The following is a 14,361-nucleotide window of genomic DNA, read 5'->3' as shown; positions in this document are numbered from 1 at the left end:
GTCGGACGCCGTTGTCAGACCACAGCGAGCGGAAGCTGGTTCGGGATCACGGGCGAAGGCAGGTTCGAGGAACCCGTGAGGAACTTGTCCACGGCGTTGGCCACGGACCGCCCCTCCGCGATCGCCCACACCACAAGGGAAGCGCCGCGATGCGCGTCCCCGCAGACGAACACACCGGGCGCCGACGTCTGCCAGTCGGAGCCGCACGAGATCGTGCCACGAGAAGTGAGCGAGATCCCGAGGTCGTCCAGGAGCCGCATGTGCTCGACGCCCTCGAAACCGATCGCCAGCAGCACCATGTCCGCCGGCAGCACCTCGATCTCGTCGGACTGCGGCACCACGGAACGGCGGCCGGACGAGTCCTTCTCGACCCGCACCTGCTGCAGTTCGATGAAGCGCACATGACCGTCGTCGTCACCCACGAAACGGCGAACAGCCACGGTGAAGCGGCGCTCCCCGGCCTCCTCGTGCGCCGGGTAGGTGCGCAGGATGTGCGGCCACACCGGCCACGGCGAACGGTCGTCGTCGCGGACCGACGGCGGCATCGGGTACTGGTCGAGCTGCGTCACGGACAGCGCGCCCTGGCGGGTCGCCGTGCCGTAGCAGTCGGCGCCCGTGTCGCCACCACCGATGACGATGACGTGCTTGCCCTCGGCCGAGATCGACGACGGGCCGTCGCCCTCGCACGCGCGGTTCGCCGGCACCAGGTGGTCCATCGCGAGGTGCACGCCCTTGAGCTCGCGCCCCGGCGTCGTCTTGTCGTCACGGCCCCGCAGAGCGCCCACCGCCAGCACGACGGAGTCGAACTCCGCACGCAGCTGCTCGACCGTGATGTCGACGCCGACCTCGCAGCCGGTCACGAACTTGGTGCCCTCACGGCGAAGCTGCGACAGGCGCCGGTCGAGGACCTTCTTCTCCATCTTGAACTCGGGGATGCCGTACCGCAGCAACCCGCCAAGACGGTCGTCCCGTTCGTACACGACGACTTCGTGCCCGGCCCGGGTCAGCTGCTGAGCGGCGGCGAGACCGGCAGGACCGGAACCCACGACCGCGACGCGCTTGCCGGAGGACACCGCGGCGGTGGACGGCTGCACGTAGCCGTTCTCCCACGACATGTCCGCGATGGTCTCCTCGACCCGCTTGATCGCGACGGCACCGCCCGCGTCGTGCGAGATCGACAGCACACACGCGGCCTCACACGGCGCCGGGCACAGCCGGCCCGTGAACTCCGGGAAGTTGTTGGTGGCGTGCAGGCGGTCCGAGGCCAGCTCCCAGTCGCCGCGGCGCACGAGGTCGTTCCACTCGGGGATCAGGTTCCCGAGCGGGCAGCCCGCGGTTCCGCTGTGGCAGAAGGGAATGCCGCAGTCCATGCACCGGGTCGCCTGCGTGCGGACGGCAGCGTTCCGCTCGGCGGGCTCCTCGGCCAGGTAGACCTCGTTCCAGTCCTGCAGGCGTTCCGGCTTCGGGCGCTTCGGCGCGTCGGAGCGGGAGTGCTTCATGAAACCCTGTGGATCAGCCACGCGACGCCTCCATAACGGCCTGGTCGACGTCCCGGCCCTCAGCGCGAGCGAGGCGCATCGCGTCCATCACTCGCTGGAAGTCGCCGGGCATGACCTTCGTGAACGCACCGGCTCGCCGGGTCCAGTCACCGAGCAGCGACGCGGCGACGGCAGAGCCAGTCGCCTTGTGGTGCTTGGTGATGGCGTCCTTGAGCCAACGCAGGTCCTCGGCGTTGAGGCGCTGCAGTTGCACCATCTCCTGGTTCACCGACAACGGGTCCAGGTCGAGCACGTACGCGATACCGCCGGACATGCCGGCCGCGACGTTGCGCCCGGTCGGCCCGAGCACCACGGCCCGGCCACCGGTCATGTATTCGAACGCGTGGTCGCCCACGCCCTCCGCCACCAGCAGAGCACCGGAGTTGCGGACGCAGAACCGCTCGCCGACCCGACCGCGCAGGAACACCTCGCCGGACGTGGCGCCGTAGCCGATCACGTTGCCCGCGATCACCTGCTCCTCGGCGCGGAACGGCGCGTCGTCGTGCGGCCGGACGATGATCCGCCCACCGGACAGGCCCTTGCCGACGTAGTCGTTCGCGTCGCCCACCATCTCCAGCGTGATGCCGCGCGGCAGGAACGCGCCGAGCGACTGGCCGGCCGACCCGGTGAGCTTCACCCGGATCGTGTCGTCCTCCAGGCCCTCGCCGCCGTAGCGGCGAGTGACCTCGGCGCCGAGCAGCGTGCCGACCGTGCGGTTGACGTTGCGGACCGGCAGCTCCAGGTTGACCTGGTGCGCGTCCTCCAGCGCCGCCTCGGCGAGCTGGATCAGCGTGCGGTCCAGTGCCTTGTCCAGGCCGTGGTCCTGGTCGCGGATCTTGCGCTTCGCCGTCGGGTACGGGGTTTCCGGCACCTCGAAGACCGGGTCGAGGTTCAGGCCCTCGATCTTCCAGTGCTCGATCGCCTCGTCCTTGTCGAGCAGCTCCGCGTGCCCCACGGCCTCGTCGATCGTGCGGAAACCGAGCTCTGCCAGCAGTTCGCGGGCTTCCTGCGCGATGAACTCGAAGAAGTTCACGACGTGGTCGGCCTGGCCGGTGTAGCGGGCGCGCAGGTCCGGGTTCTGCGTGGCCACGCCGACCGGGCACGTGTCCAGGTGGCAGACGCGCATCATCACGCAGCCCGCGACGATCAACGGTGCCGTGGCGAAGCCGAACTCCTCGGCTCCCAGAAGCGCCGCGACAACGACGTCGCGACCGGTGCGCATCGCGCCGTCGACCTGGACGGTGATGCGGTCGCGCAAACCGTTGAGCAGCAACGTCTGCTGGGTCTCGGCGAGGCCGATCTCCCAGGGCGTTCCCGCGTGCTTCAGCGAGTTCATCGGCGAGGCACCGGTGCCGCCGTCGTAGCCGGAGATCAGCACGACGTCCGCGTGGGCCTTGGCGACACCCGCCGCGACCGTGCCGACACCGATCGACGAGACGAGCTTCACGTGAACCCGCGCCTGCTCGTTCGCGTTCTTCAGATCGTGGATGAGTTGCGCCAGATCCTCGATCGAGTAGATGTCGTGGTGCGGCGGCGGCGAGATCAGGCCCACACCCGGCGTGGAGTGCCGGGTGCGCGCGATCCACGGGTAGACCTTGAAGCCGGGCAGCTGGCCGCCCTCGCCGGGCTTCGCGCCCTGCGCCATCTTGATCTGGATGTCCGTGGAGTTCACGAGGTACTCGCTCGTGACGCCGAACCGTCCACTCGCGACCTGCTTGACCGCGGAACGACGCTCCGGGTCGTACAGGCGCTCCCTGTCCTCACCACCCTCGCCGCTGTTCGACCGCCCGCCGAGCCGGTTCATCGCGATGGCGAGGGTTTCGTGCGCCTCGGCCGAGATCGAGCCGTAGGACATGGCACCGGTGTTGAAGCGCTTGACGATCGAGCTCACCGGCTCGACCTCGTCGATCGGGATCGGCGTGCGGCCCTCGGTGCGGAACTTGAACAGCCCGCGCAGCGTGCCGCCCTCCCGCGAGATGCGCTCGACCTCCGCCGTGTACTGGCGGAAGACGTCCTCCTTGCGCGTCTTCGTGGCGTGCTGCAGCAGGAACACCGTCTCCGGCGTGAACAGGTGCAGCTCGCCCTCGCGGCGGTACTGGTACTCGCCACCGACCTCGAGCTTGCGGTGCGCTCGGTCGGTCGGGTTGTCCGGGAACGCGCGGCGGTGGCGCAGGGCCACCTCCTCGGCGAGCACGTCCAGGTGAACGCCGCCGAGCTTGGACTGCGTGCCGGTGAAGTACTCGTCCAGCAGGTCGTTGGACAGGCCGACCGCCTCGAAGATCTGCGCCGCGGTGTAGGCGCCGACGGTCGAGATGCCCATCTTCGACATGATCTTCAGGACGCCCTTGACGAGCGCCTTGACGTAGTTGCGGATCGCCTTGTGCGCCGGGACCCCCGTGATGGCGCCCTGGCTGATCAGGTCCTCGATCGTCTCGAACGCGAGGTACGGGTTCACCGCGGCGGCGCCGTAGCTCAGCAGCGCGGCGACGTGGTGGACCTCGCGGCAGTCACCGGACTCGACGACGAGTGCGACGCGCAGGCGTTCCTTGGTGCGCACCAGGTGGTGGTGCACCGCGGAAACCAGCAGCAGCGACGGGATCGGCGCCATCCGGTGGTCCGAGTCGCGGTCGCTCAGCACCAGCGTGCGAGCGCCGTTCGCGATGGCCTCCGACGCCTCGCGACGCACGCGCTCGATGGCCTGGCTCAGCGCCTCGCCGCCACCGTCCACTTCATACAGTCCGGAGAGGACGGTGCAGGCGAACCCGGGCAGGTCGCCGTCGTCGTTGATGTGGATGAGCTTCGCGAGCTCGTCGTTGTCGATGACCGGGTAGTCCAGCGTCACGTGGCGGCACGAGACCGGGCCGGGGTCGAGCAGGTTCTGCTCAGGCCCCATCACACGCGAGACGGACGTGACGATCTCTTCGCGGATCGCGTCCAGCGGCGGGTTCGTGACCTGCGCGAAGTTCTGCACGAAGTAGTCGTAGAGCAGCCGGGAACGCTGCGACAGCGCGGCGACCGGCGTGTCCGTGCCCATCGAGCCCAGCGGCTCCATGCCCATGATCGACATGGGCGTGAGCAGGATCCGCACCTCCTCCTCCGTGTAACCGAAGGTGAGCTGGCGGCGCAGGACGGACTCGTGGCTCTGCACCACGTGTTCGCGGTCCGCGAGGTCGGCGAGGTCGAGCAGACCCGCGTGCAGCCACTCGTCGTAGGGCAGCTCGGTGGCCAGCCCCGACTTGAACTCCTCGTCGTCGACGATGCGGCCCTGCTTGGTGTCGACCAGGAACAGGCGGCCCGGCTGCAGGCGGCCCTTCGCGACCACCTGATCGGAAGGCACGTCGAGCACACCGGTCTCGGACGCGAGCACAACGCGTCCGTCGGCGGTCTGCCACCAGCGGGCGGGACGCAGGCCGTTGCGGTCGAGCACGGCACCGACGAGCTCGCCGTCGGTGAACGTGACACAGGCCGGGCCGTCCCACGGCTCCATCAGCGAGGCGTGGAACTGGTAGAACGCGCGGCGCTTCGGGTCCATCGTGGCGTGGTTCTCCCACGCCTCCGGAATCATCATCAGCACCGCGTGCGGCAGGCTGCGGCCGCCGAGGTGCAGCAGCTCCAGCACCTCGTCGAAGCTCGCCGAGTCCGACCCGTCGGGGTCGCAGATCGGGAACAGCCGGGCGAGGTCACCGGGGATGAGATCGCTGTCCAGCAACGCCTCACGGGCGCGCATGCGGTTGCGGTTGCCGCGCACGGTGTTGATCTCACCGTTGTGCGCGACGAACCGGAACGGGTGCGCGAGCGGCCACGAGGGGAACGTGTTCGTGGAGAAACGGCTGTGCACCAACGCGATCGCCGTGAAGAGGCGTTCGTCGTGCAGGTCGGGGAAGAACGCCGGCAGCTGCTCGGTCGTCAGCATTCCCTTGTACACGATCGTGCGCGCGGACAGCGACGGGAAGTACACGCTGCCCTCGTGCTCCACCCGCTTGCGCAGGCAGAAGGCCAGGCGGTCCAGCGCGATGCCGGACTCGTCGCGCGTGCCCTTGACGAACAGCTGCGCGAAATGCGGCGCGACCGAAAGCGCGGTCGGGCCGACGTTGGCCTTCTCCGCGTCGACCGGCACATCGCGCCAGCCGAGAACAACGAGGTTCTCCTCTCCTGCAATGCGTTCGATCTGCTGCATTGCGGCGGCGCGTTCTTCGGACTCAAACGGCAGGAATGCGATTCCCGCCGCGTACTTCCCGCTTTCGGGCAGCTCGAACTCGACCACAGCACGCAGGAACTCGTCCGGCAGCTGCAGGAGGATGCCGGCACCGTCGCCCGAGGTGGGCTCGGCACCGGCGGCGCCACGATGCTCCAGGTTCGCCAGCGCCGTCAGAGCATCGCTCACGATGCCGTGGGAACGCCTGCCCTGGATGTCGGCCACCATGGCGACACCACAGGCGTCGCGCTCTTCAGAGGGGTCATAGAGACCCTGGGGGCCGGGGATGGCGGAGAAGATCACTGCGCAGACCTCCTTCGTCGTCCTCGCTAAAGAACAAAGTCCTCGTGCTCAGACCTCGAACCAACAGGTGGGAGCACGGGACGACGATGGCCCGCGTGTTGACGCGACTTTAACAGCCGCGAAACCCAGCGACACCCGCCAATGGGTGATCTAGGTCATGGATGTGTAACGATTCCCCGCTGCGGAGCGACATTGCGGCCAACGTCGGCGTTCGTTACAACCGGGTTAGCGTAACCGAACGTTCAACATCAGCCAGGTTGATGAGAGCTGCATGACAATCACGGTTTAGCAGTGGATCCGCCGGGTACACGCCCGTTTTGGCTGATCAGCCGCCTGTCGTCCCAGTTAGCGGACGCTCACCTGCACGCACCGCAGTCGCGCGAGCACGGTCCACTCGTGCAATTCGTGATTGTTCCTCACCAAACGAGACCGAGGTCCCGTTCACCCCGCGCCGCATGCGGGGAGAACGGGACCTCGGCATACATGGAGGTCTGAGGTCTCGTGGCCGGAGACGGGGAGAGACGCCCCCGGCCACGGACGTTTCAGTGAGCCGCGACCGGCTCCTTCTTGTCGCCCTCGCCGCCGCTCTGCTGCGCCAGCAGGTCGTCCACGTCGACCAGGTCCGGGTTGTTCAGGACCTCGTTGAGGCGGTCCTTGTCGAGGCCCTTCTGCCAGGCGGCGACGACCAGGGATCCCACACCGTTGCCGATCACGTTGGTGATGGCGCGGGCCTCGGACATGAATCGGTCGATGCCGACGATCAGCGCGATGCCGACCGCGGGGATGGCCGAGTGGGCCTCGAACGCCTGCAGCGAGGCGGCCAAGGTGACCAGGCCGGCGCCGGTGACGCCCGCCGCACCCTTCGACGCGATCAGCATGAACAGCAGCAGGCCGATCTGGACACCGATCGACACGTCGTGACCGGTGGCCTGGGCGATGAAGATCGCACCCATGGTCAGGTAGATGCAGGTGCCGTCGAGGTTGAACGAGTAACCGGTCGGGATCGTGAGGCCCACGACCGACTTCTGCGCGCCGGCGGCTTCCAGCTTGACCATCATGCGCGGCAGCACCGACTCGCTGGACGAGGTGCCGAGCACGATCAGGATCTCGTCCTTGATGTAGCGCAGGAACTTGAAGAGGCTGAAGCCCGCGAACTTCGCCACCAGGCCGAGCACCACGACGATGAACACGATGCAGGTGGCGTAGAACGAACCCATCAGCCAGAGCAGCTTGCCGAGGACGCTGCCGCCGAACTTGCCGACGGTGTAGGCGATACCGCCGAAGGCACCGATCGGGGCGACGTACATGACGAGCTTGATGATGCCGAACATGACCTTGGACAGCGTCTCCATCGCGGAGACGACCTTGGCACCGCGCTCACCCATGCCGGCGACCGCGACCGCGACGAGGATCGCGACCACGAGCACCTGGATCAGCTGGCCGTCCGTGAACGCGCTGACGAACGACTTGGGCACCAGGCTGAGGATGAAGCCGGTGACACCGGTTTCCGCGCTCGAAGCGGACTTCAGCGTGGCGTCGGCCGCGCTCGCGTTGAGCGTGATCTCGCCGCCGTGGTGACCCGGCTGCACGATGTTCACGACGATGAGGCCGATGGCGAGCGCCACCGTGGTCATCGCGGTGAAGTAGAGGATGGTCCGCAGTGCGAGCCCGCCCGCCTTGGCGAGGTTTCCGAGGCCCGCGATGCCGACGATGATGGTCGCGAAGATGGTCGGCGCGATGACGACCTTGACCAGGTTGACGAACAGGTCTGCGAGCCACTTCATCTCGGATGCCTGTTTGGGGAACAGGAAGCCGACGGCCGCGCCCAGCACGATGGAGACCAGCACCCAGAAGTACAGGTGCTTGTAGATCGGTTTGCGGCCTGTGGTGGTGGTCGCCACGGTTCCTCCTTGAACTTCGCGTTGGGTAGTGAGGGTGAGCCGCGCCACGAGGCGCGACAAGCAGACGTCAGGAAACTTCAGACAGCCCTGACGTAACAGCTAGTCTTTATCGGTGTCGCTCAGCCGTCGCACGCTTCTGCTAGGGGCCGCCCTCGGTCTGGCCGGGTGCACCCAGCGCAAGGTCGAGGCACCCGCAGAACTGGTGCTCGCGACCGGACCCGACGGTGCCGTGTTCCGCGAGGTCGGGGGCGCGCTGGCGGACGCACTGGCCGAGCAGCTGCCGGGTACGAAGGTGATCGCGCTGCCGACCGCGGCGTCGGTGGAGAACCTCCGGCTGCTCAAGTCCGGCACGGCGCAGCTCGCGTTGTCCTCTTTGGACCCCATCGACGACCCTCACAGCGTGCGCGCGGTCGGCCGCCTCTACGACAGCTTCATGCAGATCGCGGTGCCGGCGATCTCGCCGATCGAGTCCTTCCGCGACCTGGCGGGCAAGCGGATCTCCTTGGGCCCCATCGGTTCCGGCACCGAGTTCACAGCGACGCGGATGATGAACCACTTCGGGATGTCCGCATTGGACGAACGCATGGCGCACGCGGAAGCCTCCCGCCGCGTCGGCGAGGGGACGCTCGACGCGATGCTCGCGCTGACCGGGATCCCGACGCCCGCGATCACCAACCTGCGCGGCAACGTGCGGCTGATCGACATCACGAAAGAGGCCATCGAGCTCGCCGACGCCTTCCGCGGCCCGTACATCCCGGCGACGATCCCCGGCAAGACCTACGAGGCCCTGCCGGCCAACCACACCTTCGCGGTGCCGAACCTGCTGCTCGCGCACGAGTCGCTGAGCGCGGACGTGGTGGAGGTGGTGACCCGCACGGTGTTCACCGAGACGGCACGGATCGTGGACGGCCACCCGGAGGCGGCGCGGATCAACGTCCGCACCGGCATCGCGACCGGCGAGATACCGCTGCACGACGGTGCCGTGCGGTGGTTCCGTTCGATCAAGCGCTGAGCTGGACCTTCACGTCGAGCCCCGGCCCGGCGTCGTGCAGCGTGAGCGTGCCGCCGGCCGACTCGATCAGCTCGGCGCAGATGGCGAGCCCGAGCCCGGTGCCGGCGATGTTCTGGTGCTTGGTGGCGCGCCAGAACCGTTGCAGCGCGTGCTCGCGTTCCTCGTCGGTCAGGCCCTCGCCGTTGTCGATGACGTGCAGCTCGCCGGCCTTGCCGATGATCTGCACCTCGGTGGCGCCGGCGAGCCGGATGGCGTTGCTGACCAGCTCGTCGAGCACGCTGCCGAGCCCGCCGGGCGGTTCCTGCATGGTGAGGCCGGCGGGCACGTCGATCTTCAGCGTCACGCCGTCCTTGCTCGCCAGCGCCTGCCAGGCGGGCCGGTGCGTGGCGAGCAGCTGGTCGATCTCGACCGGCTCGGTCTTGCGGGCGCTGTCCAGCCGGGTCGCGGCGAGCAACGTGTCCAGCACGCGGCCCATCTCCTCGGCCTCGTCGACCGCGATCTGGTGCGCCTCCCTGCCGTGCTCCCCGTCCACGTGCGGTTCGAGGTTGTCGACGGCGAGCCGGAGACTGGCCAGCGGGTTGCGCAGTTGGTGCGATGCGTCGGCGACGAACGCCTTTTGCCTGTTCAGGGCTTTGCCGACGACGTCGACCATGGTGTTGAAACTTCTCGCGAGCCTTCTGAGCTCAGGCGGTCCGCCGACCTCGTCCGCGCGCACGTCGAGGTTGCCCTGGGCGACCGCCGCGGTGGCCTCGTCGAGCCTGCGAACCGGCCGGAGCACCCAGCGCGACATCGGCCAGGCGGCGGCGACCACGGCCAGCATCGGAGCGAGACCGGCCAGCGCCATGAGACCCCACTGGCGCAGCACCTCGGTGCGCAGAGCCGTCGTCGACGAGACGCTGACGACCGCGGCGACCGCCTCGCTGTCCCGCCCGACCGGTTCGACGACCACCATCGGCCCGGTGCGCCACGGCCACGCCGCGTACACCGAGTCGGGCTGGATGCCGTTGAGCGCCTCGTTGAGAACCCCGACGACCTCGGGGTCGTCGGTGGGGTTGAAGCCGCGGCGGGAGGAGAGCAGCAGCCGCCGGTCGGCGCTGACCAGTGCCACCGGGATGTCGAAGAGCTGGTCGTAGCGCTGGATCTCGAAGTCGAGCGCGTTCAACCGGTCCGACTGCAGCGCGCTCTCGGCGAGCGAGGCGAACCGGCGGGCGTCGCCGAGGCGGTCGAGGTAGGTGGTCTGCGTTTCGCGCTGCACCACCGCGGACGCGAGCGGGATGCCGAGCGCGGCGACGAGTGCGACGAGCAGCGGGACGGTGATGACGAGGAGTCGGCGCAGCATCAGCCGCCGTCACGGGTCAGTCGCATTGGGGCACCTCCGGCGCTCATCATCCGGTATTTCAGAGGTACCACGCAGTCCGTGTTCTCAAGGTCACGGGCAGTGCCGTGACCGGCACTAGGTGGCAAGCCTGTAGCCGACGCCTCTGACGGTCTCGATCTTGACGTGTCCGCCGAGCTTTCCACGCAACGCCGCGATGTGCGTATCGAGAGTGCGGGACGGCGCCTCCCAATGCGCCTGCCACACCTGGTCGACGATGAAGTCGCGGCTCACCACCTCGCCCGCCCTGGTGGCGAGCAGCGCGAGGAGGTCGAACTCCTTGCGGGTCAACACGAGCGACTCCCCCGCCAGCGTGACCAACCTGGTCGGCACGGAGATCTGCAGCGCGCCGACCTCGATCGGCCCCTCGCTCTCCGGCCCGGCACGGTGCGTGCGCGTTCGTCTGAGCACGGCTTCTATGCGCGCGAGCAGTTCGGACGTGCCGAACGGCTTCACCACGTAGTCGTCAGCGCCCGCACGCAGGCCGAGCACGCGTTCGCGCTCCTCGCCACGCGCGGTCACCGTGATCACGGCGGTGCCCGGCCGGTGCCGCAGCTCGCGCAGCACGTCCAAGCCGTCGCCGTCGGGCAGGCCGAGGTCGAGCAGCACGACGTCAGCGGGGGCGGCTTTGAGAGCGTCGGCGGCAGTGGCCACCCGATGCACCTCGTAGCCGGCGTGCCGCAGCGCGGTCAGCAGGCCTCTGGCCACCCGGTCGTCATCCTCGACGACGAGCACGCGCACAGGTCACTCCGGTTTGACGGACTCCGGGGAGTTCTTCTTGTCGTCGGCGTCTTCTTTGACGTCGTCCGTGTCTGCGGGTTCTTCGGCCTTCGGCTCTTCCGGCGCTTCCGCGGCTGGTTCGCCGGTCAGGTCTGTGCCTCGCAACGCGGCCACGTCCTCACGCTCACCACGCGACCTGGCGATCAGGAAGTAGCCGACCGCGCCGATGAACACCACCGCCGACACGAACACGTTCACGCGCTGCCCGAAGATCAGCGTCGCCTCGTCCGTGCGCATCAGCTCGATCCAGAACCGGCCCGCCGTGTAGCCCGCGACGTACACCGCGAACGCCCGGCCGTGACCGAGGCGGAACTTCTTGTCCGCCCACACGATCAGCAGCGCGACACCGAGGTTCCACAACAGTTCGTAGAGGAACGTCGGGTGCACGATCTGGATCGGCGTGTGATCGATCGCGACACCGGCCAGCGCGTCCTCACGCCCCTCCGGCGTGACGCGACGGTAGATCTCCAGCCCCCACGGCAACGTGGTGTCGCCGCCGTAGAGCTCCTGGTTGAAGTAGTTGCCGAGCCGCCCGATGGCCTGCGCCACCACGATGCCGGGCGCCAGCGCGTCCGCCATCGCGGGCAGCGGAATCCCCTTGCGCCGACACCCGATCCAGGCACCCACCGCACCGAGCGCGATGGCACCCCAGATGCCGAGACCGCCGTTCCAGATCTCCAGCGCCGCGAGCGGATCCTTACCCGGCCCGAAGTACTTCTGGTTGTCGGTGATGACGTGGTAGAGCCGCCCGCCGACGAGGCCGAACGGCACCGCCCACACGGCGATGTCGGTCACCTCGCCCTTGATGCCGCCGCGAGCAACCCAGCGGCGCTCACCCCACCAGATCGCGACGATGATGCCGGCGATGATGCACAGCGCGTAGGCCCTGATGGGGAGCGGACCGAGGTACCAAACACCACGGTCTGGGCTCGGGATCGTGGCCAGGACGGCGTTCAACCCGTTCAACACGTCGCCCACCGTACCGGTGGGCTCGTGAGCGTCTCGTTGGGACGCTCGTTCGTTAGGGGTTCGCGACCTTGAGCGCCCTCGGTAGGCCGTTCGGGCGCCGCTGGGCCGTCCGACCGCTCCCGGTCTTCAGGGGCGCTTGATCTCCACGGCGCGGCCGCCCAGGCATCCAGCCGCCGCTGACGACACCCACCCGCCGCTCGTGATCCCGGAGCGCGAAACCCCAGGCCCGCGGCTTCACCCTCTCTCCGGAACGCTCATTCGTCAGGGCCCGCGACCCTTGAACGTCCCCGGCAGGCCGTTCAAACGCCCTCGGCCTCAGAAGGTGCTTGATCTCCCTGCACGACCTGGTCACCTCCTCTCCGGAACCCTCATTCATCAGGGGTTCGCGACCTTGAGCCTCCCCGGTAGGCCGTTCGGCGCTGTTGGGCCGTTCGAGCGCTCTCGGTCTTCTTAGGGGGTTCGTGATCGTTGAGCCGAGATACTCGGACGCGGTCTCAGGCGGACTCGCGAGAGGGCGGACATGACGGTCCTGGTGGTCGGCGGCGGTATCGGTGGCCTGGCGACGGCGCTCGGTCTCGCGCGGGCCGGGCAGCGCGTGACGGTGCTCGAGGCCGCGGCGGTGTTCGAGGAGATCGGCGCGGGCATCCAGGTCGGGCCGAACGGGTTCCGCATGCTCGACTCGCTCGGGGTTGGGGCGGTGGTGCGGGAGCGGGCCGTGCACGTCGACGAGTTGCGGTTGCGGTGCGGGGTTTCTGGGTCGTTGGTCGCCTCCTTGCCGATCGACGCGGGGTTTCGGGAGCGGTTCGGCACCTACGCGGTGGTGCACCGCAACGACGTGCTGACGCCGTTGCTCGACGCCTGCCAGGACAACGAGCTCGTCGACCTGCGGGTCAACAGCGGCGTCGAGTCGTACACGCAGGCGGGCGATGAGGTGACCGCTGTGCTGCGGTCGGGCGACCTCGTGCACGGGTCGGCGATGGTCGGGGCGGACGGGCTGCGTTCGGCGGTGCGGCGGCAGCTCGTGGGCGACGGGGATCCCGTGGTGTCCGGGCACACCACGTTTCGTGCGGTCATCCCCGCTCAGGCCGTGCCGGCGGCGTTGAAGGAGAACGTCGTCACGCTCTGGGCCGGGCCGCGCTACCACGTGGTCTGGTACGTGATCGCCGGCGGCCGGTACGTGAACCTGGTCGCCACCACGGACAACGGCGCCACCGAACCGATGACCGGCAAGCCCGTCGAGCACTCCGACGTGGTGCGGCACTTCGCGCCGTTGTGCTCCGACGCCGCGCGGATCATGGAGCTCGCCGACGAGTGGCGCGCGTGGGTGCTGTGCGACCGGGAGCCGATCACGACGTGGCAGGACTCGCGCGTCGTGCTGCTCGGGGACGCCGCCCATCCCGTGCTGCAGTACGCCGCGCAGGGCGCCTGCCAGGCGTTGGAGGACGCCGTCTGCCTGACCTCGGCCTTCGACCACCGTGACGTGGCTGGCTCTTTTGCGCGGTACGTGTCCATGCGCTCTGCGCGGACCGCGCGCGTCCACCACGCCTCACGGTTGATGGGTCGGGAGGTCTACCACCCGGCGGGCTCGGCTGCCGCGGCCCGTGACGCGATGTTCGCCTCGTGGACCGTTGCTGACCTGCACGAACGGCTGGAGTGGCTCTACGGCTAGAACTTGATGGTGACGGGGTACGGCTGCTCGATCTCCAGCACGCCGTTCACGCTCTGCGCGATCTCGACGTATTCCTCGCCCTGGAGCTGTAGCAACGTGGCCTCGGGGACATGCGGCTCCGGATCGACCATCAGGTAGTACTGCACGCCTGCCTTGGCATACAGACTCCGTTTGAGACCCTGATCGTGCAGCCGCGTACTCGGTGAGAACACCTCACCGACAAGCTCGACATCAGAGACCGGGAAGTGAACGCCCGCCTCGCGTGGTCTGACGACCGTGAAATCCGGGATCACCAGACGCCCGCTGGAAAGCAGGACGTTCAGCTCGATCGTTGCTTCGAGCTCGTCGGGGCAGGCGGCGAGCAGCGCCGCGTAGACCCGTCCCACCAACTGCTGGTGGCGGTAGGAACCCAACGGACTCACAAGCAGGGCCCCGTCAACGAGCTCGATGCGCTGACTGCTGTCCTGCGGCAGGGACAGGACGTCATCGAGCGTCCATGGACCCGCATGCCTGGGCAACAGGTAGTCGGTTGGCGCCGATCGAGTTGGAGCCGCCACTGGGCATCACCTCCGAAAACCGCCCGGCGAGTACCAGTGTGGCACGCCGGGCGGATAGCTGG

9 protein-coding genes are annotated in these 14,361 nt (G+C 68.5%); 2 read left to right on the top strand and 7 right to left on the bottom strand.

Annotation, left to right across the window (positions count from 1 at the left end; all coding sequences use genetic code 11):
* Positions 1-14: 14 nt before the first annotated feature.
* The 3 genes from LFM09_RS37700 to dctA form a co-directional block, all read right to left on the bottom strand.
* Positions 15-1,520: a glutamate synthase subunit beta gene (locus LFM09_RS37700; protein ID WP_414101396.1), complete on the bottom strand. Its 1,506-nt coding sequence runs from the start codon at positions 1,518-1,520 to the stop codon at positions 15-17.
* A complete protein-coding gene (gene gltB / locus LFM09_RS37695) occupies positions 1,513-6,036 on the bottom strand; it encodes a glutamate synthase large subunit (protein ID WP_414101395.1) in 4,524 nt (1,507 codons plus the stop codon). The genes LFM09_RS37700 and gltB overlap by 8 nt, the downstream gene beginning before the upstream one ends.
* Positions 6,037-6,578: 542 nt before the next feature.
* On the bottom strand, positions 6,579-7,937 hold the full coding sequence (gene dctA, locus LFM09_RS37690; RefSeq protein ID WP_414101394.1) for a C4-dicarboxylate transporter DctA: 1,359 nt from the start codon (positions 7,935-7,937) through the stop codon (positions 6,579-6,581).
* 112 nt (positions 7,938-8,049) lie between these two features.
* Between dctA and LFM09_RS37685 the strand changes: the two genes are divergently transcribed.
* Complete coding sequence (locus LFM09_RS37685) at positions 8,050-8,949, top strand: TAXI family TRAP transporter solute-binding subunit (protein ID WP_414101393.1); 900 nt, start codon at positions 8,050-8,052, stop codon at positions 8,947-8,949.
* Here LFM09_RS37685 and LFM09_RS37680 read toward each other — a convergent pair.
* The 3 genes from LFM09_RS37680 to lgt all read right to left on the bottom strand — a co-directional run bounded on the left by LFM09_RS37680 (position 8,939) and on the right by lgt (position 12,082).
* Positions 8,939-10,288 carry an ATP-binding protein gene (locus LFM09_RS37680; RefSeq protein ID WP_414101392.1) on the bottom strand — a complete coding sequence of 450 codons (1,350 nt, stop codon included), beginning with the start codon at positions 10,286-10,288 and terminating at the stop codon, positions 8,939-8,941. The two genes, LFM09_RS37685 and LFM09_RS37680, sit on opposite strands and share 11 nt — an antisense overlap.
* Positions 10,289-10,402: 114 nt before the next feature.
* On the bottom strand, positions 10,403-11,065 hold the full coding sequence (locus LFM09_RS37675; RefSeq protein ID WP_414101391.1) for a response regulator transcription factor: 663 nt from the start codon (positions 11,063-11,065) through the stop codon (positions 10,403-10,405).
* Positions 11,066-11,068: 3 nt separating this feature from the next.
* Positions 11,069-12,082 (bottom strand): prolipoprotein diacylglyceryl transferase, encoded by a 1,014-nt coding sequence (lgt, locus tag LFM09_RS37670; protein WP_414101390.1) that lies wholly within the window; start codon positions 12,080-12,082, stop codon positions 11,069-11,071.
* Positions 12,083-12,593: 511 nt separating this feature from the next.
* Between lgt and LFM09_RS37665 the strand changes: the two genes are divergently transcribed.
* The gene (locus tag LFM09_RS37665; protein WP_414101389.1) at positions 12,594-13,742 is read left to right on the top strand and encodes an FAD-dependent monooxygenase; all 1,149 of its coding nucleotides are present in this window, start codon (positions 12,594-12,596) and stop codon (positions 13,740-13,742) included.
* On the opposite strand, the gene LFM09_RS37660 is transcribed toward LFM09_RS37665, so the two are convergent.
* Positions 13,739-14,299 (bottom strand): Uma2 family endonuclease, encoded by a 561-nt coding sequence (locus LFM09_RS37660; protein WP_414101388.1) that lies wholly within the window; start codon positions 14,297-14,299, stop codon positions 13,739-13,741. The genes LFM09_RS37665 and LFM09_RS37660 overlap by 4 nt on opposite strands.
* Positions 14,300-14,361 lie beyond the last annotated feature (62 nt).

The sequence above is a fragment of the Lentzea alba genome, assembly GCF_047445655.1.
GTDB lineage: Bacteria > Actinomycetota > Actinomycetes > Mycobacteriales > Pseudonocardiaceae > Lentzea > Lentzea alba_A.
Note: the sequence above shows the minus strand (reverse complement) of the source record. Positions and strands in the feature narration are given on the sequence as shown.